This is a genomic window from Cystobacter fuscus (assembly GCF_044360685.1).
GTDB lineage: Bacteria > Myxococcota > Myxococcia > Myxococcales > Myxococcaceae > Cystobacter > Cystobacter fuscus_C.
Genome location: NZ_CP043491.1, coordinates 3,190,113 through 3,210,294 on the forward strand (window position 1 = coordinate 3,190,113; position 20,182 = coordinate 3,210,294).

13 protein-coding genes are annotated in these 20,182 nt (G+C 69.0%); 9 read left to right on the top strand and 4 right to left on the bottom strand.

The features are described 5' to 3' along the window. The first annotated feature begins 28 nt into the window (after nucleotides 1–28). A complete protein-coding gene (locus F0U63_RS13205) occupies nucleotides 29–3,982 on the top strand; it encodes a serine/threonine-protein kinase PknK (RefSeq protein WP_395846248.1) in 3,954 nt (1,317 codons plus the stop codon). Between the two features lie 3 nt (nucleotides 3,983–3,985). On the opposite strand, the gene F0U63_RS13210 is transcribed toward F0U63_RS13205, so the two are convergent. After that, nucleotides 3,986–4,870, bottom strand: coding sequence for a phosphate ABC transporter substrate-binding protein (locus F0U63_RS13210; protein WP_395846249.1), 885 nt, complete (start codon nucleotides 4,868–4,870; stop codon nucleotides 3,986–3,988). Between the two features lie 145 nt (nucleotides 4,871–5,015). Between F0U63_RS13210 and F0U63_RS13215 the strand changes: the two genes are divergently transcribed. The 3 genes from F0U63_RS13215 to F0U63_RS13225 all read left to right on the top strand — a co-directional run bounded on the left by F0U63_RS13215 (nucleotide 5,016) and on the right by F0U63_RS13225 (nucleotide 8,401). Beyond that, a complete protein-coding gene (locus F0U63_RS13215; RefSeq protein WP_395846250.1) occupies nucleotides 5,016–5,558 on the top strand; it encodes a DUF2780 domain-containing protein in 543 nt (180 codons plus the stop codon). A gap of 64 nt (nucleotides 5,559–5,622) precedes the next feature. Continuing rightward, nucleotides 5,623–7,728 (top strand): ATP-binding domain-containing protein, encoded by a 2,106-nt coding sequence (locus F0U63_RS13220; protein WP_395846251.1) that lies wholly within the window; start codon nucleotides 5,623–5,625, stop codon nucleotides 7,726–7,728. Between the two features lie 73 nt (nucleotides 7,729–7,801). Continuing rightward, the gene (locus F0U63_RS13225; protein WP_395846252.1) at nucleotides 7,802–8,401 is read left to right on the top strand and encodes a TIGR02265 family protein; all 600 of its coding nucleotides are present in this window, start codon (nucleotides 7,802–7,804) and stop codon (nucleotides 8,399–8,401) included. A gap of 62 nt (nucleotides 8,402–8,463) precedes the next feature. Here the strand turns inward: F0U63_RS13225 and F0U63_RS13230 are convergent, their stop codons facing one another. Continuing rightward, nucleotides 8,464–8,862 (bottom strand): hypothetical protein, encoded by a 399-nt coding sequence (locus F0U63_RS13230; protein WP_395846253.1) that lies wholly within the window; start codon nucleotides 8,860–8,862, stop codon nucleotides 8,464–8,466. Between the two features lie 649 nt (nucleotides 8,863–9,511). On the opposite strand from F0U63_RS13230, the gene F0U63_RS13235 reads away from it, so the two are divergent. From F0U63_RS13235 to F0U63_RS13245, 3 genes are all read left to right on the top strand, one after another. Further along, nucleotides 9,512–11,620, top strand: a complete 2,109-nt coding sequence (locus tag F0U63_RS13235) for a hypothetical protein (protein ID WP_395846254.1) — start codon at nucleotides 9,512–9,514, stop codon at nucleotides 11,618–11,620. Nucleotides 11,621–11,631: 11 nt separating this feature from the next. After that, on the top strand, nucleotides 11,632–12,378 hold the full coding sequence (locus tag F0U63_RS13240; protein ID WP_395846255.1) for a hypothetical protein: 747 nt from the start codon (nucleotides 11,632–11,634) through the stop codon (nucleotides 12,376–12,378). A 294-nt stretch (nucleotides 12,379–12,672) separates the two neighbouring features. Further along, nucleotides 12,673–13,860: a heparin lyase I family protein gene (locus tag F0U63_RS13245; RefSeq protein WP_395846256.1), complete on the top strand. Its 1,188-nt coding sequence runs from the start codon at nucleotides 12,673–12,675 to the stop codon at nucleotides 13,858–13,860. Nucleotides 13,861–13,878: 18 nt separating this feature from the next. Here the strand turns inward: F0U63_RS13245 and F0U63_RS13250 are convergent, their stop codons facing one another. After that, the gene (locus F0U63_RS13250; RefSeq protein ID WP_395846257.1) at nucleotides 13,879–14,259 is read right to left on the bottom strand and encodes a glutaredoxin domain-containing protein; all 381 of its coding nucleotides are present in this window, start codon (nucleotides 14,257–14,259) and stop codon (nucleotides 13,879–13,881) included. 131 nt (nucleotides 14,260–14,390) lie between these two features. On the opposite strand from F0U63_RS13250, the gene ligD reads away from it, so the two are divergent. Further along, the gene (gene ligD, locus F0U63_RS13255; protein ID WP_395846258.1) at nucleotides 14,391–15,455 is read left to right on the top strand and encodes a non-homologous end-joining DNA ligase; all 1,065 of its coding nucleotides are present in this window, start codon (nucleotides 14,391–14,393) and stop codon (nucleotides 15,453–15,455) included. 22 nt (nucleotides 15,456–15,477) lie between these two features. Here the strand turns inward: ligD and F0U63_RS13260 are convergent, their stop codons facing one another. Then, the gene (locus F0U63_RS13260) at nucleotides 15,478–16,569 is read right to left on the bottom strand and encodes an ATP-dependent DNA ligase (RefSeq protein WP_395846259.1); all 1,092 of its coding nucleotides are present in this window, start codon (nucleotides 16,567–16,569) and stop codon (nucleotides 15,478–15,480) included. Nucleotides 16,570–16,739: 170 nt separating this feature from the next. On the opposite strand from F0U63_RS13260, the gene F0U63_RS13265 reads away from it, so the two are divergent. Continuing rightward, a complete protein-coding gene (locus F0U63_RS13265; protein ID WP_395846260.1) occupies nucleotides 16,740–18,884 on the top strand; it encodes a carbohydrate-binding protein in 2,145 nt (714 codons plus the stop codon). Nucleotides 18,885–20,182 lie beyond the last annotated feature (1,298 nt).

The window sequence follows — 20,182 nt, forward strand, 5'->3', positions numbered from 1 at the left end:
ATGATATGGATTGACCCGCGCTCTTCTCATGGAAAACGACAAGACGGTTCCATCACCTCCCGGGTTGGCTCCCGCGGTCCTTCCCGCGGGTTGGACGGTCGCCGACCGCTTCGTCATCCAGGACCTCGCGGGCAGTGGTGGCATGGGGTTCGTCTACCGGGCGCTGGATCAAGTCACCGGCCGGCAGGTGGCCCTCAAGTTGTTGCTGGTGGGCGCCTCGGCGGACGCGGCGATGCGCTTCAACCGCGAGGCCCAGCTGCTCGAGGGCCTGGTCCATCCCGCCATCGTCGGCCACGTGGCACATGGCACGCTCGCGGAAGGTCCACCCTACCTGGCGATGGAGTGGCTCGAGGGGGAAGAACTCTCGCACCGCCTGCATCGCGGGCCGTTGAGCCCCACGGAGAGCGTGGCGATGGTGCGCCGGGCCACCGAGGGCCTCGCCGTGGCCCATCGCCAGGGCGTGGTCCACCGCGACATCAAGCCCTCCAACCTCTTCCTGCGCGCGGGCCGCCCCGAGGACGTGGTGCTGCTGGACTTCGGGCTGGCGCGCTACGCCGCGCCCTCGCTGGATGCGGTCACCGTGGCCGGCACGGTGGTGGGCACTCCGGGTTACATGGCGCCCGAGCAGGCCTCGAGCCAGGACGAGATCCCCCCCGCGGCGGACATCTTCTCGCTGGGGTGCGTGCTCTACGAGTGCCTCACGGGCCAGCCGCCCTTCTCGGCCCCGCACTTCGCCGCCGTGCTGGCGAAGATCCTCTTCGCCGACCCCGTGCCCCTGCGCAGGCTGCGTCCGGACCTGCCCCAGGGACTGCGCGCGCTGGTGGATCGGATGCTGGCCAAGGATCTCGCGCGCCGGCCCGCCGATGCCGACCAGTTGTTGCGCCTGATGGCGGAGCTGGACACCGTGCCCCGCCTGCTGTCCTCCGCGACGCTCCCTTCCGCCTCCGGCATGGCGGGCGCCGAGCAGAAGCTCTTCAGCGTGCTGCTGGTGTCGACCCACACGCCCGGCCCGGAGGGGGCGACCCAGGTGCTCAAGCCGGGCTCGGCGCCCCGGGATGCCCTGCGCGCGGCCCTCAAGAACTCGGGGGCGCAGGTGGAGTTGCTGGCGGACGGCTCGCTGGTGGCCACGGTGATGCCCGAGCGCGGCACCGCCACGGATCAGGCGGCGGTGGCGGCCCGCTCCGCCCTGTCCTTCAAGGAGCACTGGCCCGAGGCCTCGGTGGTGCTCGTCACCGGCGTGGGGATGCTCAACGAGCGCCTGCCGGTGGGCAACGCCATGGATCGCGCCGGAGAGCTGCTGCGCCACATGGGCAAGGAGCAGGGCTCCGGCCCGGTGGTGATGGACGAGACCACCGCGGGGCTGCTGGGCCCGGGCTTCCAGTTGTCGCGCGTGGAGCAGGGCATGTTCGTGCTGCGGGGCGAGCAGCTCGGCGTGGACGAGTCCCGGCTGTTGTTGGGCAAGCCCACGCCGTGCGTGGGCCGGGATCAGGAGTTGTCCCTGCTGGAGTTCACCTTCAAGGGCAGCGCGGAGGAGTCCGTCGCGAAGGCGGTGCTGGTGACGGCTCCCGCGGGCACGGGCAAGTCCCGGTTGCGCCATGAGTTCCTGCGCCGCATGGAGCGCGACGCGCCGCGGACCCTGGTGCTGCTGGGCCGCGGGGAGCCGATGAGCGCGGGCGTGGCCTCCGGCCTGCTCGGACAGGTGTTCCGGCGGCTGTGCGGCATCATGGAGGGCGAGCCCCTGCAGGTGCAGCGCGAGCGGTTGCGCGAGCGCATCTCGCGGTACCTGCCGGAGGCGCGGGCCGAGGGGACGGTGGAGTTCATCGGCGAGCTGTGCGCCGTGCCCATGATCGACGAGGAGGATGATCCGTTGCTGCGCGCCGCGCGCAATGATCCGCGGCTGATGAGCACCCAGGTGGAGCGGGCGCTGGTGACCTTCCTCGAGGCGGAGTGTGCCCAGCACCCGGTGTTGCTGGTGCTGGAGGATCTGCACTGGAGCGACGCGCTGACGGTGCGGCGGGTGGACGCGCTCTTGAGGGATCTGGCCGAGCAGCCCTTCGGGGTGCTGGCCCTGGCGCGGCCCGAGGTGAAGGATCAGTTTCCCTTCCCCTGGACGCGGCGCTTCCAGGAGGTGCCGCTGCAGGGCCTGAGCCGCAAGGCGAGCGCGCGGCTCGTCCGGGAGGTGCTGGGCTCGCGGGTCGAGGAGAGTGTGGTGCGCTGGGCGGTGGAGATGGCCGACGGCAACGCGCTCTTCCTGGAGGAGCTCATCCGCGTGGCGTCCGAGGGGCGGGGGACGGAGGCGCCGGAGACGGTGCTGGCGGTGCTCCAGGCGCGCCTGATGCGGATGGAGTCCGGCGTGCGCCAGGTCCTGCTGGCGGCCAGCATCTTCGGCCGCGACTTCTGGTCGGGAGGCCTGGGCGAGTTGTTGGGCGACCAGGTCTCCAAGGCGATGCTGGAGGGCCACCTGCGCACGCTCATGGATCAAGAGGTCATCGAGCCGCGGTCCGACAACGCGATGCCGACCGAGACGAGCTACCGCTTCCGCCACGCGCTCCTCCAGGAAGCGGCCTATGGCCTGCTGTCCGACGTCTACCGTCCGGAAGGCCACCGGTTGGCGGCGGACTGGCTGGAGCGGATGGGCGGGATGGATCCGCTGGTGCTCGCCACGCACCATCAACGCGGCGGACAACCCGAGCGCGCGGTGCACTACTACTCCCTGGCGGCCGAGCGGCTCTTCGCCCTGTACGATCTGCCGGGGACGATGCGCTGCGTGGTGGAGGCGCTGGCCTGCGGGGTGGAGGGGGAGCGCTCCGTTCACCTGCGCGCGCTCCAGGCGGTGGTGGCGTTCTGGATGGACGATCTGGTGCGCTCGTTGTCGCTCGGTTCCGCGGTGTTGGACGAGCTGGAGCCCGGCAGCCGGCTGTGGTGCTGGTTGGTGGGCGGACAGATCGTGGGGGGCGCCTACCTGGGAATGGACGCGGAGAAGGCGGCCCGGTTGAACGCCAGCCTGTGGAACACCGTGCCCCTGCCGGATGCGGTGGACGCCCACCACTGGGCCCTGGCGTGTCTGGGCCTGTCGCTCGTGTACTCGGGAGCGCGGTGGGAGCTGGAAGCGTGGCTCGAGCGGATGCGGGGCATGGCCAAGGAAGGGGTGGCGCGGGCCTGGACGTGTTACATGGATGGCTTCTTCCACTACCTCTTCGCGCCGCGGCCCTGGACGGCCTTCGTGCTGGCCGAGGAAGGCACGCGCCTGTTCCGCAAGCTCGGCATGGAGCGCGACGCGCTCATCGTGCAGACCTGCGTGTCCCTGGCGCTGGGGGCCGTGGGCGACATGCCCGGAGCCCTGGAGCGCATGCGCGAGGTGCTGGCCACGGGACGGCGGTTGGAGGAGCACCTCGTGGTGGGCTCGGCCCTGGCGTATCGCAGCGTGCTGCTGGCCGGCAGCGCGGATCCGGAGCACCGCCGGGAAGCGCATGTGCTGGCGCGCGAGGGGTTGGATGAGGGCCTGGCCTTGTTCCGCCAGGGCGTGTCGCACGCCGTGCTGGCGAAGACCTGGAGTGATCCGGAGACGCTGGCGGAGGCCGAGGCGCACGCGCGCAAGGCGTGCGCGCTGCTGACGCCCTTCCAGGCCGACGTGGTCTTCGCGCGGGGCGTGCTCAGCACCGTGCTGCTCGCCCGGGGCAACGTGGCGCAGGCGCGGGAAGAGGCGGTGCTCGGGGTGCACGAGCTGGAGCGCAACCGCGGCGAGGGCGTCTACGCGGTCGCCATGTACCTGGCGCTGGCGGAGGCGTGCCTGCGCGAGGGCGCCCGGGAGCAGGCGGAGTCCGCGCTGCGCCAGGCCCTGGAGTGCGTGCGGGCCCGGGCCGCGGACATCCCCGAGCCCGCCCACCGTGCGCGCTTCCTGCGCGAGGTGCCCGAGAACGTCCGGGTGGTGGCGCTGGCCCGGGAGTGCTGGGGAGACGCCAGCGTGGACGGGCTCGCGTGAGCGCTACTTCACCGGGAAGAAGCCCGCGTCGGTGACGAGCCCCTGCCCCTCGGGGGACAGGACGTAGTCGATGAAGGTGCGCGTGAGCCCGGTGGGCTCCCGGGGCAGCTCGAAGTAGAGCTCTCTCGACAGGGGGTAGGCGCCGGACTGGAGGGTGGCGGGGGTGGGGGGCACCGCCTCGTCCTGCTCGCCCACGCGCACCTTCAATTCCTTGACGCCCCGGGCGTAGGCGACGCCGCCATAGCCAATGCCATGCGGCTCGAGGGAGACGGCGTTCACCACGGCCGCGGTGCCTGGCAGCGTCTGGGCGCGCTCGGTGAAGTCCTGGCCCTTGAGCACCGCGTCCTTGACGAAGACATAGGTGCCCGAGGAGCTCTCGCGCGAGTAGACGATGATGGGGGCGTCCGCGCCGCCCACGTCCTTCCAGTTGCGCGCGTCCCCCAGGTAGATGGCCTGGAGCTGGGCCAGGGAGAGGCTGTCCACGGGGTTGCTCTCATGGACATAGAAGGTGATGCCGTCGCGGGCCACGGCCAGCTCCACGGGGCCGCGGGGCCAGCGCCGCCGCGCCTGTTGTCGCTCGGCGTCCTGCAGGGGCCGGCTGGACATGGCGATGTCGGTGGTACCGTTGATGAGCGCGGCGATGCCCGTGCCCGAGCCGCCCCCCGTCACCTGGATGCGCGCCCCGGGATGGTCCTTCATGAACTGCTCGGCCCAGCGCTGTCCGAGCACGACGAGGGTATCCGACCCCTTCACGGTGACGGTGCCCAGGGAGCCGGGCGCCGGAGCGCTCGCCTTCTCGTCGGGGGCGCTCGTGGGGCGCCTGCAGCCGCCGAGCAGGGCGAGCAGCACGAGCGGGAGGAGCAGCGGGCGGCAGTGGGGCCATCTCATGGCCCCCGAGGATACACGCGAGCGCGCTCCCGCCATCCGTCGGGCAAAGGACGTCACTTTCGTGACACGGATGTGACCGGGGTTGGGGGAAGCGCGGCGGGTCCGCTACAACCGCGGCATCCGAGGACGGCAAGGAGCGGACGCCATGGACTTCATTGGGCAGCTTTCTCAGCAATTGGGTGTGGATTCGAACCAGGCGCAGGGGCTCGCGGGCTCGCTGCTCAAGCTGGTGCAGGGCACGGTGAAGGAGAAGATCAGCCCCGAGGCGGCGGAGCAGCTGGGCCAGTCGATTCCCGAGATGCAGACCTGGCAGCAGCAGGCGCAGCCCCAGTCCGAGGCGGGTGGGGGGTTGATGGGGGCACTGGGCGGACTGCTCGGGGGGCAGGCCCAGGGCGCCTCCGGAGGCGGCCTGATGGGGGCGCTGGGCGGCGCGGTGGGACACGCGGGCGAGATCGCGGGCATCGTGGCCTTGCTCCAGCGCTTCAACCTCGACGCGGGCAAGGCGGCGCTGGTGGCGCCCCTGCTGCTGGACTTCCTCAAGTCCCGGCTGGATCCCAAGCTCGTGAGCGGCATCCTCACGGTGATGCCCGTGCTGACCCAGCTCACGGGGGGCAACAAGCCGCCGGAGGGCGGGGGGACGCCGGGGGGCGGGGGCCTGGGGGGTCTGTTGGGCGGTCTGCTGCGCTGAGCCTCTGGGGGAGCGTGCGCGAGGGTTGACCCCGTGCCCTCCCCGCGTCACCTTGCCCGCCCACATGAGCACGCCTGACGGAGAGCTGTCCCCCGAGGAGCTGGCCATCATCGCGGAGGAGGAGGCGGTCCTGCGCCGCGTCCTCGCCGCGGTGGAGGGCGCGAGGCTGCGCAGTGGCCATCGCAAGCAGGAGACAGAGGATCTCATCACCCGGCTCCAGGAGCTGCGCGACGACGCGGCCACGGCGGCCGTGGCGGACCTGCCGCACCTGTTCTTCCAGATGGATCAGACGCGCGCCCTGCTCGAGCGCCAGGAGACGGCGCGGCTGCCGGAGCTCGGCGCCCCGTACTTCGCCCACCTGCGGGTGGCCGGGACGACGGGGGACCGGGACTATCTCCTGGGCCGCACGAGCTTCGCGGACGTGTCCGCGGACGTGCGCATCATCGACTGGCGCTTCGCTCCGGTGGCGCGTGTCTTCTACCTGTACGGGGAAGGGGACTCGTACGAGGAGTGGTTCGGCGAGCGGCTGTCCGAGGGGACGGTGAAGGTGCGCCGCCTGGTGGTCATCGAGCGGGGGATTCTCAGCCGCGTGCAGGTGGGCACGCGCGTGCTGGTGCGGGGCCCCGGGGGCGTGTGGCGGCGGCTGGGGACGGGGTGGGGCTCGCAGCTCGAGGGGGGCACGGGGACGGCGGTGCGGCCGGGCCAGCTCGGGGTGGGGCGGGGGACGGCGCGGCGCGAGGGGGCCCTGGACGTGACGGCCCTGCTGGACGCCGAGCAGTTCGAGGCGGTGAACGTGGCGGCGGACCAGCCCCTGCTGGTGCTGGGCAGCGCGGGCAGTGGAAAGACGACGGTGGCGCTGCACCGGCTGGCGAAGATCGCCTTCGACGAGGCGGAGCGCTACCCCGAGTCGCGCATGAAGGTCATCGTCCCCGAGGAGGGACTGGCCCGGCTTTCCCGGCGGCTGCTCGCGCCACTGGGCCTGGGCAAGGTGTCCGTCGAGACGCTGGACTCGTGGGCCGCGCTGACCGCGCGCGTGGCGTTTGGCGCCAAGGCCCTCAAGCCCTGGGAGGACACCCCGCCGCTCGTCGCGAAGCTCAAGCGCCACCCGGCCCTGCGCCGCGCGCTCTCGGCCCGGCTGGGGGTGCTGTCCTCGTCCGCCACGGCCCTGCCGCGCCTGCGCAAGCGGCTCGCGGAGCTCTTCACGGACCGGCGCTTCCTGGAGAATGTCGTCGCCCATTCCGGGGGGGATCTGCCGAGCACGTCCGTGGACGAGACGGTGCGGCACACGATGTTGCAGATCGCCACGCCCATCGCCCACGAGCTGGAGGGCGTGGATCCCGACCGGCTGCAGACACTGGATGGCAAGTCCCTGGAGAGCGACACCCCGGACGAGCTGGCAGGCACGGTGGACGTGGAGGATCTGCCGCTGCTGCTGTTCCTCCGGGCGCAGGCGGGCAACCTGGGCGCGGTGGGGCGGCTGGTGCACGTCGTGCTGGATGAGACCGAGGACTTCTCGCTGGTGGAGCTGTTCGTGGTGGGGCGGCTCCTGGGGGAGGCGCGCAGCTGCACGCTGGCGGGCGACGAGATGCAGCAGACCTCGACGAGCTTCGCGGGGTGGCCGGCGGTGCTCGCGGAGCTGGGCATCCAGGACGCGGCCACCTGCCGGTTGCAGGTGTCCTACCGGTGCCCGGCGCCCATCACCGCGCTGGCGCGTCAGGTGTTGGGCACGCAGGCCCCGGGCGAGCCGCCCACGGCGGGGCGGGAGGGGGCGCCCGTGGGGCTGCACCACTTCCCGGACGAGGCCCAGGCCTGGCTGTTCATCGGCGAGGCGCTCCGGGACTTGCTGGAGCGCGAGCCCCAGGCCTCCGTCGCCGTCATCGCCAGTGGCCGCGAGCAGGCCCGGGCCTTCCATCGCGTCATCTCGGACATGTCCTGGGCGCGCCTCGTGCTGGAGGGAGACTTCTCCTTCGAGCCGGGGGTGGACGTGACGGACGTGGACAACGTGAAGGGCCTCGAGTTCGACTACGTCGTCATTCCAGACGCCACCGCCCAGGCCTATCCGTCCCATGACGAGGCACGCCGCCGTCTGCACATCGCGATCACCCGGGCCTCCCACCAGCTCTGGTTGGTTTCGGCGGGCGTGCGCTCCCCCCTGCTCGCCGGCGTCTAGCGGGACGGGGGGGGGACGTCGGAATCGATCTGTCGAGACGGGATGTATCGATTTGTGACAGAATGCCGCCCCCATGATGGAGACCCGCCCACAGCTGTTGTCTCGGCTGGCCAGATGTCGGCGGGAGCAGATGGTTCCTGGGTTGTTCTTGGAGTCGGTGCTCGCCTCGGCCGGGGCCTATGGGCCGCAGGTGGTCGAACAGGCCCGTCGGCACCTCGCCGAGGATGGGCAACTGCTGGAGAACTACCGCTACCCGGTGAAGGCCATGCTGGAGATGCTCGATGTCATCGGGCAGGCGGCGCAGGTGCAGGGAGTGCCCTATGGCGAGGCGCTCTTCCAGAGCGGGTGGACCGCGGGGTCCTCGTATGTGCGCAGCTCGGTGGGCCGGGTGCGCGCCAGGGTGTCCACGGTGTCGGGCATGCATCGGGCCCTGGAAGGCATTCCCAACGCGGCCGCGCAGGCGGTCAACTTCGGCGAGCACTCCTACCGCCGGGTCACCCCTGGCTCCGGGGAACTGCGCTTCATTCAGGATTTGATTGGCCCGGCCTGGAACACGGGCATGGTGCTGGCGAGCGTGAGGGCCGCCTTCTCGCTGGAGCAGGGCCAGTTGAAGTACGAGATCAGCGTGACGGATGAGGACGCCAGCAGCTTTCTCGTACGTCTGGACTGGTAGGCGCGCGGGGCGCCGGGTGGCGCGCCGGAGTCACCCGAGGGGACTCCGGGCACCAGGCACGCTCAGTTGTTTTCCGAGAACGTGTCGCGGATGCGCTCGATGGACTTCTGCGCCATCTCCATGATGCTCCTCTCCACGTGCTTGTACATGAGCGTCTGGGCCATCAGGTGCTTCTTGGCCTCCTTGGAGATCTCCTCCTCGGTCGCGTTCGGATTGGCCTTCAGGAACTTGTTCACGTTCTGCTCGACCTTCCGGTAGACCGCGCTCTGGCTCTCCTTGCTCTGGATGGAGCCGACCTGGAGCGCGTACGCCTTGGCGCTGGCCTCATCCAGGCCGTACTTCTGCAGTCCCTCGGTCACTTCCTCCAGGGTGGACTTCCCGGTGAGGTTCAAGCGCACTTCGCTCGGCGTGGTGGAGGCCACGCCGGTGGCGCGAGGGGTGTTGTTGATGGGAGCGGTCATGACGCACCTGCCAATAGGTTGGGTACAGCGTTGAGGGGATTATCTCCCAAGCTTTGGGAAAAGTTGCGAGGGGGGTGCTGATTCACCCCACTTTCCCCCTCCCCGAGGGGGCGCCGGGCCCCCGGCGGCGGGCCGGGAGGAGGAAGTCCCCCGTGATTTCAGGGGGTTGAGTCCTCCTCATGGGTCGCCTGCCTGGTGGACGGGCACGCGTGGCGCTCCCTGTTGGCGTGTGGACGGGACCGCGGGCGCGGGTGCCCTCCGGGAGGGGGTCGTCGAGTCCCCCGGGCCCTGGCCTTCGTCCGCTCGGTCCCGCCATCCCCGGACTCTTCGCCCAACCGTCCCTCCTGGCCTTCCGCCGGAGTCCCGGTGTTCCTCGCCAATCCCTGTCAGCGTGGCGGGCCCGGTGAGAGCTTGATTCCCTTGTATGGGATTGACGAGGGGTTCGGGAATTCCCACGGACGAGGATCCCTCGGCGTATGCCGCGAGCGGGTGGAGGCCGGGAAATCCGACGCGGCCAGGGCGGAGCTTTCGCGTGACAAGGTTTTTCATCCCAGACAGTTGCAAAGACTAGCGGGTTGGCTTGACGACAATCGCGGAGACCCGTTATTGGTTTGTGAGAGAGATTGAACGGTTCGAAAGGAACCCCGCCATGAACGCCATCTCGGATCGGCCGGCACGCTCCCTGCCCACGGGGAGGGTCGCCGTGACCAGCCCCTACTCGGGCTACTCACTGTCGGCCCCTGGTGAAATCCAGGTGGTGCTTCCCGAGCTGGGAGGACGGCGCCTGGGGCCGGCGACCCTGCTGAGTCCCGCGTCGGTGTGGGCCCGGTCCGAGTCGCGCGTGGAGTCCTGGCCGTCCGATGGCGCGCTGCGGGTGTGTCTGGAGACAGGCTCGGCCTCTCTCGGGCCCTTGTCGGGGGAGCTGCACTGGCAGCAGGCCGGAGGCGAGGACTCCATGCTGGGCATCCGGCTCGTGGATGTCTCGCCGGCCCAGGGGCGGGCCCTCCTGACGATGATGGAGGAGCGGCTGCGGCACGGGGGCGCCCTGCCCGAGGCGTCTCCGCTCCCCGTGCAGGAGGAGATCTCCGACCCCGAGCGCATCGCGACCCTCCTCGGGATGATCGCCGCGGTGAACAACAAGGCCGTCCTGCGCGAGCCCGGCCGGATGGTGCGGCTGGTGCTGGAGCGGATGGACGCGGAGCGGGGCCTGCTGTTCTGGCGTTGCGCCGAGCCGCTCGCGCGCTGGGGCGAGCCCCCCTGTGAGGTGGAAGTGGTGGGGTACAACTCCGCCTACCGGATGCGCCTGGCGCCCCCCGCCGGGCGGGGCGAGCACTGGGTGACCCCGCTTCCCGAGCGGCTGTGGCGGGTGCGTCACCGCTGGCACCGCCGCGTGCCGGCGCCCGCGGGGCTGCGCGTGCGCTTCGCCCATCCGCTCTGGACGGAGCTGGGGTGGCTCGAGCGCGAGGCGGTGGATCTCTCCTACTCCGGCCTGGGGCTGCTCAGCGGCGCCGAGGATCTGCTCTTCCCGGGACTCTTCCTGCCGCTGGAGCTGGAGACGGCGCGGGGCGAGCGCATCGACCTGCGCTGCGAGGTGCGCCACGTCTCCTTTTCCCAGACGGATGGCCGGCGGCTGTGTGGGCTCGAGGTCCGGCCGTGCTCCGAGCGCGACAGCCTGCGGTGGATGAAGCTCGTCTCCCAGTCGCTCTGCCCCTCCACGCGCACCAGCGAGGACTGGCTCGAGCCGCTGTGGGAGCTGTACGCCGCCTCGGGCTACTTCAATCTGGCGGGCAAGACGTCCGAGCACTTCGAGGCGTTGCGCCGCGACTTCATGGACATGAATACCCGCGTCGCGCGGCTTCCCCTCCTGTCCTGCCAGACGGTGTGGCCCTCGGAGCGGGGCGTGGAGGCGTCGATCTCCTCGCTCAAGCTGTACCAGTCCTCCTGGATGCTGCACCAACTGGGCCGTCGGCCCGGCAAGCCCGCCCATGCCCCGGAGACGCCGGGACAGACGCTGCGCGACGTCTACCAGCGCACGGTGGAGCACTCCCAGGGCGACCCGGAGTTCCGCTGGTTGTTCAGCTACGCCGAGTCGACCGTGCCCTGGGTGCGCCGCACGCACGTGCGCTTCGCCGAGCGCATGGCGTCAAGCGGGCAGTCGCTGGTGATGAACGTGCGGCTGATGGACGTGGAGTGCTCGGAGCCGAGCGGCCTGCCCGTGGGCGATCTGGAGATCGCCCCCGCGTCCATGGGGGAGAAGCTGCTGCTGGCGCGGGAGATCGCCCGCACGCGGCCCGCCTGCTACGCCGAGGCGTTGGACTTGACCCGGGAGCGCCTGGAGATGCGGGGCGCGTCGCGCACCTGGTGGGAGGCGGGGCTGCAGCGCGAGCGGCGCATCCTCGTGGCCCGGCGCCACGGCCTGCCGCTGGCGGCCCTGGTGCTCGAGCTGGGGCAGCCCGGCGCCAACCTCTTCCGCCTGCTCGACTCGGCCCGCCTCTTTCCCCTGTCGCCCGAGGGCAAGGAGGCCTACGTGGCGCTGCTGGACGAGGCGCGCGGCTGGTTCGCCCTGCGCGAGCGCACCTCCTTCGTCTACCTGTGCGAGGACGACGGCGCGTACGCCTCCGCCGCCCGCCTGCACGATGATCCGTCCACCCAGCCCGTCCTGTGGATCATCTCCGCCTCGCTCGTTCCCGAATTCCTGGAACACATCCAGGAGCAGTCCGCTGGCCGTTCCCGTTCAACCCCTCACGCCGTGCCCTGAAGGAGTCCACCATGGAACTGCTGAAGAAGCTGTACGAGCCCCACGCCGTGAAGGCCCGCGCCCGTCTGGATACCGATCCCGCCCTGTGCCGGCTGCTCTCGCCCTCCATCGAGCCGAGGGTCCTCGAGCGCTTCCTCATCGAGTGGATGGCGCGCGCGGTGTACATGACCGAGCCGGTGGACGGGTGGATCCGCCGCACGGGCCAGCGCTGCATCGAGAAGGGAATGCAGAAGATTGGCAACGCGCTCATCATCCACGCCAAGAGCGAGACGGGCCACCACCTGATGACGCTCGAGGACACCCACGCCCTCGTCAGGCATTGGAATGCCCATCAGCCGCCGCCCGCGTTGAGGGTGGAGGACCTGATCGCCCAGTCCCCCACCGACTCCATGAAGAGCTACCGCCAGCTCCATGACGAGACCATCGAGGGGGACTTCCCCGTGGGGCAGATCGCCATCGAGCGCGAGGTGGGCTACCTCGCCGTCTACTTCGGGCCCCGTCTGATGAAGCAGGTGGACAGCGTGCTGGGCACCGAGGTCTCCTCACTGCTCTCCTTCATGGCCGAGCACGTGGCGGTGGACGTGGGCCATACCCTGCTCAACGAGAAGCTGTTGGAGGAGGCCATCTCCCGCTCGCCCGACAATGCGCGCATCTACGCCGAGGCGGGCGCGCGGGCGCTCAATGCCTACATCCGCTTCCTGGGGGATTGTCTGCGCATCGCGGAGAACCAGCCCACGCCGCTGCGCTCCGTGGCGTGAGGCCGCAATGCCTGCCTCCTCGCCCTGCACCCGGGCTCGGGGGCGTGGTGTTGATTGGGATACAAAGATAGGGGATGCTCCCGCGCGTCTCATTCACCCGTGATTTCACGGGTGTCTGGGCTGGGAGTCAAAGTCACACACGCGGTTACATCCGCTCTCGTTGATCGGGCCGGTTCCCGATTGGCACAACGAGAGTCCCGCGTCCGAAAGCCAGACTGTTCATCCCCCCCACCGGCCGTGTGTCGCGGTCCGGTTTCACCCCCTGTCTGCCCTATCCCCCCGGAGAGCCTCATTTTGAAGAAGACCCTCCTGCTGGTTGAAGCCCTGTTCGCCCTCGCTGGTCTCGGTTGCGGACTTCCTGATGAACAAGGGGAAGCCGACGAGTTCTTCCAGACGATGGGCGCCACGGCGGATGCGCTGAGCGCGTCGAATTGCACCACGCTCTCCGCGGCCTCGGTCCTGGCCTCCGGCAATGATGGAAACGGCCCGCAGAACACCCTGGATGACCAGATGGGGACACGCTGGAGCAACCAGGGCGCGGGCTCGTGGATTGACTACGACCTGGGCTCGACGCGCACCGTGTCCGGTGCGGCCATCGCCTGGCACCAGGGCAACCTGCGCACCAATACCTTCTCGATGTCCGTGTCCCTGGACGGGATGAGCTACACGACCGTCTACTCGGGCACGAGCTCGGGCAAGACGACGGCGGCGGAGACCTATACGTTCTCCCCCACGTCCGCGCGCCGGCTGCGCATCACCTTCAAGAGCAACTCCCAGAACGACTGGGCGAGCATCGCCGAGGCCCGGGCGTGCGGTGTGGCCTCCGAGTCGTCCAGCGGCAGTGGCGTGGTGTGGCGGGGTGACTTCGATACGGGCGATCGCACGCAGTGGACCCGGACGCAGATGGTCAGCTCGGACCGGCTCCAGGTGGTGTCCTCGCCGTCGCGCCAGGGCAGCTACGCCATCAAGGTGACGGTGAAGCAGGGCGACAATCCCATCAGCGCGAGCGGCAACCGCAACGAGCTGGTGAAGATGACGAACGAGAAGGAGGGCGACGAGTACTACTACCGGTGGAGCACGATGTTCGCCTCGGACTTCCCGAGCGCCAAGACGTGGCAGCTCTTCACCCAGTGGCACCAGAGCGGTGACAGCGGCTCGCCGCCGGTGGAGTTCTACGTCAACGGAGAGACGATGTACCTGCGCCTGCAGGGCAGCACCGTGGTGTGGAGCGCCCCGCTGGTGCGCGGGCAGTGGCAGGACTTCATCTTCCACGTGAAGTGGTCGTCCAAGTCGGGCACGGGCTTCGTGGAACTCTACCGCAATGGCAAGCTCGAGCTGCCCAAGCGCTACGGCGCGACGATGTACTCGGGGCAGACGAACTACTTGAAGGTCGGCCTGTATCGCAACAGCTCCATCGCGCAGACCGGCGTGGTGTACCACGACGCGTGGGTGCAGGGCCGGAGCCTGCAGGACGTGCAGTAGGCCCCGGCCCCGGGTGGCTCAGGCCTTGGGCCCGAGCCGCTCGCGCAGGGAGCCATCCTTCAGGGCCTTGAGCGTGTCGTCGTGGCCGCCGATGAGCACGCCGCGCACGTAGACCTGGGGGAAGGTGGGCCAGCCGCTCCACATCTTGATGGCGAGCCGCTCCTTCCACTTGGCGAAGTAGCTGCCGTACTCGAGGTAGGTGAAGGTGATGCCCGCTTCGGTGAGGGCCTGGCGCACCTTCTTGACGAAGGGATTCTGCGCCATGCCCACCACCACCACGGGCTCGCGCTCCACGGTGGTGCGGACCTGATCGACGATGTCCCGGTGGAAGCCGGCCATCGCCTCGGCCACGGCGGGCGCGCGTTTGTCGTCGGAGAGAAGGGGACGGGGAGTAGTCATGGGCCACGCACCTTAAGCGGGTCCTTCCCCGGACGTCGAGTGAACCGTGAGTCCTGCTCGGCCGCCGGACAGCCGGGCGCTCCCACCCTCACCCCGGCCACCCGTCTCGGATATGGACTTACCTTGAGGACATGTCCGACGAGTTCACCCACCTGGAGGTCGCGGGCCGTCCCGTGCGCATCAGTCGGCCGGAGAAGGTCTTCTTCTCCGCGCGCGGCGAGACGAAGCTCGACCTCATCGAGTACTACCTGGCCGTCGGAGAAGGCGTGCTCCGCGGCGTCCGCGAGCGCCCGTGCGCCCTCAAGCGCTACCCGGACGGCGCCGAAGGGGCCTTCTTCTTCCAGAAGCGGGTTCCGCCCGGCGCGCCCGAGTGGCTCCAGACCGCCCATGTGACTTTTCCCAGCGGCCGGAGCGCGGACGAGTTCTGCCCGGTGGACCTGGCGCACGTCGTCTGGGCGGTGAACCTCGGCTGTCTGGACTTCAACCCGCATCCGGTCCGCCGGAGCGACCTCGCGCACCCGGACGAGCTCCGCATCGACCTCGATCCGCAGCCGGGCGTGCGCTTTTCCTCCGTGCGCGAGGTGGCCCTGTGCGTGCGCGAGGTGCTCGAGGAGCACGGGCTCGTGGGGTACCCGAAGACGTCCGGGTCACGCGGCATGCACGTCTACGTCCGGATCGCACCGCACTGGGACTTCACCCAGGTTCGCCACGCCGCGCTCGCGCTCGCGCGTGAGGTGGAGCGGCGCATGCCGCGCAAGGCGACGAGCGCCTGGTGGAAGAAGGAGCGCGGCCGGCGGGTGTTCGTGGACTTCAACCAGAACGCGAAGGACAGGACCATCGCGTCTGTCTATTCCGTGCGAGCCAACCCCGAAGCGCGCGTGTCCTGCCCGCTGCGCTGGGACGAGGTCGCGGACGTGGAGCCCGAGGAGCTCACGCTCGCCACGGTGCCCCGGCGCTACAAGAAGCTCGGCGACGTCTGGGAAAAGATGGATGCGCGTGCCTTCACGCTCGACAGCCTGCTCGAACTCTTCGAGCGACAGAAAGCCGAGGGGCTTGGTGAGGCTCCCTTTCCTCCGCACTTCGACAAGCAGGAGGACGAACCGCTCCGTGCGCCGCCTCGCGCGGGTGCTCGCCTCGCGAAACCGGCGCTCGCGGCCCGGGCGAAGCGACAGCCGCGTCGCGGCGGAAGCCATTGAGCCGACCCGGGGAACGGCGCATTCAATGGGCCGAGGCGCCCTCGAGCTCGGAGGAGAAGACCTCGGCGAGCTCGGCCGGGACCGAGCGCTCCAATTGCGCGTAGGTGCACGAGCGCGGCGTCCGGTCCGGGCGCCACCTTCGCAAGTGCGTGGCGTGCCGAAAGCGCATGCCCTGCAGGTGGTCGTACGCCACCTCGACGACGAGCTCCGGGCGCACGGGCTCCCAGCTCGGGTCGCGCTGCGCGCTCCAGCGGCTCTGGGCCCCCGGCATCCGGACCGCGTCGTCCTCCACCTCCGCCCACTCGCGCCAGGGGTGCGTCTCCATCGCCCGCTTCCGGTATGGCTCGAGCTTCCTGGCGAGCTCCACCCGCTGCTTCGCGGTGAACCCCGTCGCGACGCCCGCGTGGTTCAGAGCGCCTTGCTCATCGTAGAGGCCGAGCACCAACGAGCCGATGCCCTGGCCGTCCTTGTGCCAGCGAAAGCCACCGACGACGCAGTCCGCGGTGCGCTCATGCTTCACCTTGTACATCTCGCGCTTGCCTTCGAGGTAGGGCAGGGCGAGCGGCTTGACGACGACCCCATCGAGCCCGGCGCCCTCGAAGCGGCGGAACCAGGCCTCGGCCACCTCGCGGCTGCGCGTGGCGGGGGTGAGGTGGATGGGCGCACGGACCCCCGCGAGCGCTTTCTCGAGCAACTTCCTGCGCTCGTGGAAGGGCCGTGGCCGTACGTCGCGCTTGTCGAGCGCGAGCAGATCGAACGCCACGAACGAGGCGGGGGTCTCCACCGCGAGCTTCCGGATGCGTGAAGCCGCCGGGTGGATGCGCTGCAACAGCGCGTCGAAATCGAGCCCACCGTCCTCGCCCACGATGACGATTTCACCGTCGACGACGCAGCGGCGCGGCAGCTGCGTGCGGAGCGACTCGACGAGCTCGGGGAAGTAGCGCGTCATCGGCCGCTCGTTGCGGCTGCCGAGGATGACCTCGTCCCCGTCGCGATAGACGATGGCGCGGAATCCGTCCCATTTCGGCTCGTAGAGCACCTCGCCTTCCTCGGGGAGTTCTCGCTCCAGCCTGGCGAGCATGGGCGACACCGGAGGCATGACGGGCAGCTTCATGTCCTGGAAGTTGGACCCGACCCGAGCGGGGATCAACCCGGAGCAGGGGCCTCCGCCGCTGGTGCCTGCTCGGCTCCTGGCCTTCCTTCAGGGAAAGTAACTTTCCATGATAGAATTGAAATTCAAGTAAAAACGAGGAGGCTCGAGTGGCTTTGAACTTCAAGAGACGGATGGGAAGCCGTGGGGGGTTGTGGATTGGAGTGGGAGGCCTGTTGTGGGCGGTCCTGGCCTGCGCGCCCGAGGGCGGCCCGCCACGGGCTCCCGATGTGAATCCAGCCGGTGAGGTGGGGGCGAGCACGCTCCCGCTGAGACTCAACGCGCAAGGGATCACGGCGGGCAGCTACACGCAGGTCTATGTCGCGACGAACGCGAACGATGGCAATCCAGCCACCTATTGGGAGGGTGCGGCCAACGCCTATCCCAACTGGATCCGGGTCGATCTGGGCAGCGCGAACAGCCTCAACCAGGTGGTCTTGAAGCTACCGACGGCCTGGGGCGCCAGGACGCAGACCCTGTCCGTCCTGAAGAGCACCGACGACGTCACCTATACGCAGGTGCTCGCTTCCGCCCCCTATACGTTCAGCCCGAGCGCCAATACGGTCACCTTGAACTTCACGGCGACCAGCGCGAGGTACGTGAAGCTGGACTTCACGGCCAACTCGGGCGCCACGGGCGGTCAGGTCTCCGAGTTCGAGGTCTATGGCTCCGCCCCCACGACGACTCCCCGTTCCGCGCTCGGCCAGTTGGCGGCCTCGAGCTACGACAGCCAGTCGGGCACGCAGTTGGAGGCGTGCAGTGAAGGGGGACAGGATGTCGCCTTCCTCGACGATGGCGACTTCATCGCGTTCAACAACCTGGACTTCGGCGGCGGCGCGAACACCTTCGAGGCCCGTGTCGCCAGCGCCGGGGCAGGGGGCAATATCGAGGTCCGGCTCGACAGCCAGACCGGAACGCTCGCGGGGACCTGCGCGGTCCCGGCCACGGGCGGCTGGCAGACCTGGACCACCCGTTCCTGCGCCATCAGTGGCGTGAGCGGCGTGCACAACCTGTACCTGAAGTTCACGGGGACGGGGACGGGCGGCCTCTTCAACGTGAGCTGGTTCAAGTTCTCGACGGCGGCGGCGGGTGACGGCAACGACGTGGCCGGCAAGCTGTTCGCGGGATATCAGGGCTGGTTCAACGCGGCCGGGGATGGCTCTCCGAACAACGGTTGGATCCACTGGTCGAAGAACAGCAGCGCGCCGACGCCCAACTCCAACGTCAACTTCGAGATCTACCCGGACCTCCGGGAGTACACCAAACTGTACCCGACCAATCTGGGGAACCTGGCCAATGGGCAGCCCGCCCGGCTCTTCTCGTCCTATGATCCGGAGACGGTCAACAAGCACTTCGAGTGGATGCGGACCTACAACATCGATGGAGCCGCCCTGCAGCGGTTCGGCGCCGACGAGAACGATGCGCCGAACGGCTGGAAGACCAACCGCGACAGCGTGGCGGTGAAGGTGAAGAACGCGGCGGAGGCCTACGGCAGGAAGTTCTATGTCATGTATGACATCACGGGCATGAACCCCACCAACTGGGTGGCCGCGGTCAAGCGTGACTGGACGGCCCAGGTGGTCAATGCCATGCAGCTGACCTCGTCCCCCGCCTACGCGAGGCAGAACGGCAAGCGGGTCGTCTGCATCTGGGGAATCGGTTTCACCGATCGGCCTGGCACGGCCGCCGAGGCCATGGAGCTCATCAACTGGTTCAAGGGCCAGGGCCTGTATGTCATCGGTGGCGTTCCCACCTACTGGCGGACGGGCACGAACGACTCGAGGGCGGGGTTCGAGAACGTCTACAGGTCCCTGGACATGATCTCCCCGTGGTTCGTCGGCCGCTTCGGGGGGCTGGATGGCGCGGACCACTACATGGCGAACCAGTGGCAGCCGGACTTCAACTACACGCAGCAGTATGGAATCGCCTACCAGGCGGTCATCTGGCCGGGGTTCTCCTGGGCCAACCTGAACGCGGGGCCGCGCAATCAGATCCCCCGGCTCCACGGCGACTTCATGTGGCGGCAGGCCTACGATCTCAAGCGCGTGGGGGTCTCGACCGGCTACGTGGCCATGTTCGACGAGTACGATGAGGGGACGGCCATTGCCAAGGGGGCGGAGAACAGCTCGATGCTTCCCACCAGCCAGTACTTCCTGAGCCTGGACGCGGATGGGGTCGCCGTGTCCTCGGACTTCTATTTGCGGCTGGCGGGCGACATCAACCGGTTGTTCAAGGGACAGCTTCCCCTGACCGTCGAGCATCCCACGAGCCATCAATAAGGCGGTTCCTCATCAGGCCCGTGTGGGAGGACTCTCTCCGGACACCTCAGTGGAGGCGGCGGGTTGGATTCCCGCCGCTCCCACTAGAAGTTACCCGCCGCCTTGAGTCGAACCCACTCCTAACGAGGAGGCGTGGAGCATCTTGGGGAACCAAACCGGTTCTTGTCGGACCAAATTTGGACCAAATCCGTATGCGTATAGGCAGGATAGAGGCCGTGTTGAGGGGGTGGGCTGGTGCAGAGGGGCGGAGGAGGGCCGCTGAAGGGTGCCGGCCGAGCTGTGAGCCGGGCCGGTGGAGAGGCCACGCAGCCTCCTTGGGCATGCCTGCCCAGGCTGCCCTCCTATGAGGAGCGCGGCAGGGGCATCAGGTCTCTTGGCTGTGGCGGCGTAAGCCTCAACATCACTCCGGCGCCACGCTCGCCTCCTCTGCTCCTAACTGAGGGCGCGTCACGCTCCTCTCCTCCGCACCTGCTTGGGGGAGTAGAAATGGCCACTGCCTCAAGCCCCGCGCTCGTCTCCTCCGCACCTGCTTGAGGCAATAGCGGGGCGGCGAGGGTGGTGGGTCAAGGCGGCGGCGAGCGAGGTGGTGCTGGGGTGCGCGGCCATCTTCCTCCTGGACTTCCTGCTCACCACCACACTGGCGCGGTGGCTGACATGAAGTCGAATCACCGGCACACCGCTCGAATATCGTCCGGGGTGTTGGAGATGCCCAGGTAGGCACGGCACTCAGTATCACTCTCGCACCCGGCGAAGGTGCACTGCCCCTCGTGGCACACCTCGAAGGCTGTCGCATCGCACTCGGTGTCATTGGTGCATCCAATAAAGCACGTGCCATTCGAGCAGCGGCCGTGAGCATCACCCAGCACGAAGCTGCATTCACGATCCGAGGTGCACCCGGAGGGCACGCAGATCCCCGCCGTGCAGGCATGGAGCGGCGGACAGTTTTCATTCGTCGTGCACGGCGACTTACAAGTCCCCTCGACACAGCGCGCACCCTCGTTGAGGCAGTCCCCATGATCCCGGCACTCCACGCATCGGCTACCCACGCAGAAGGGCGATGAGGATGACGAGCACTGTGCATCCGAGGAGCAGCCCGGCCCTCTGTCCACGCACATCTCATCCTCGCAGGTCCGATTGCACTGACAGAGCCTGTGATAGGCATCACAGTCACTCGGATTGGCCTGACAGGCCGCTGCGTAGATGTCGCAGCCCGAGGCAGGGACGAAATCGGCACAACATTCGGCATCGTTCCCACACTCAACCCGGTAACACGCCTTGCCAGTCACGCTCAGGCGAGA

What these genes read in the sequence shown, in the direction of transcription:
- F0U63_RS13205 (WP_395846248.1), top strand. Translation starts at nt 29, where the DNA reads ATGGAAAACGACAAGACGGTTCCATCACCTCCCGGGTTGGCTCCCGCG.
- F0U63_RS13215 (WP_395846250.1), top strand. Translation starts at nt 5,016, where the DNA reads ATGGACTTCATTGGGCAGCTTTCTCAGCAATTGGGTGTGGATTCGAAC.
- F0U63_RS13260 (WP_395846259.1), bottom strand. Translation starts at nt 16,569, where the DNA reads ATGAAGCTGCCCGTCATGCCTCCGGTGTCGCCCATGCTCGCCAGGCTG.
- F0U63_RS13235 (WP_395846254.1), top strand. Translation starts at nt 9,512, where the DNA reads ATGAACGCCATCTCGGATCGGCCGGCACGCTCCCTGCCCACGGGGAGG.
- F0U63_RS13210 (WP_395846249.1), bottom strand. Translation starts at nt 4,870, where the DNA reads ATGAGATGGCCCCACTGCCGCCCGCTGCTCCTCCCGCTCGTGCTGCTC.
- ligD (WP_395846258.1), top strand. Translation starts at nt 14,391, where the DNA reads ATGTCCGACGAGTTCACCCACCTGGAGGTCGCGGGCCGTCCCGTGCGC.
- F0U63_RS13220 (WP_395846251.1), top strand. Translation starts at nt 5,623, where the DNA reads ATGAGCACGCCTGACGGAGAGCTGTCCCCCGAGGAGCTGGCCATCATC.
- F0U63_RS13230 (WP_395846253.1), bottom strand. Translation starts at nt 8,862, where the DNA reads ATGACCGCTCCCATCAACAACACCCCTCGCGCCACCGGCGTGGCCTCC.
- F0U63_RS13225 (WP_395846252.1), top strand. Translation starts at nt 7,802, where the DNA reads ATGATGGAGACCCGCCCACAGCTGTTGTCTCGGCTGGCCAGATGTCGG.
- F0U63_RS13240 (WP_395846255.1), top strand. Translation starts at nt 11,632, where the DNA reads ATGGAACTGCTGAAGAAGCTGTACGAGCCCCACGCCGTGAAGGCCCGC.
- F0U63_RS13265 (WP_395846260.1), top strand. Translation starts at nt 16,740, where the DNA reads ATGGGAAGCCGTGGGGGGTTGTGGATTGGAGTGGGAGGCCTGTTGTGG.
- F0U63_RS13250 (WP_395846257.1), bottom strand. Translation starts at nt 14,259, where the DNA reads ATGACTACTCCCCGTCCCCTTCTCTCCGACGACAAACGCGCGCCCGCC.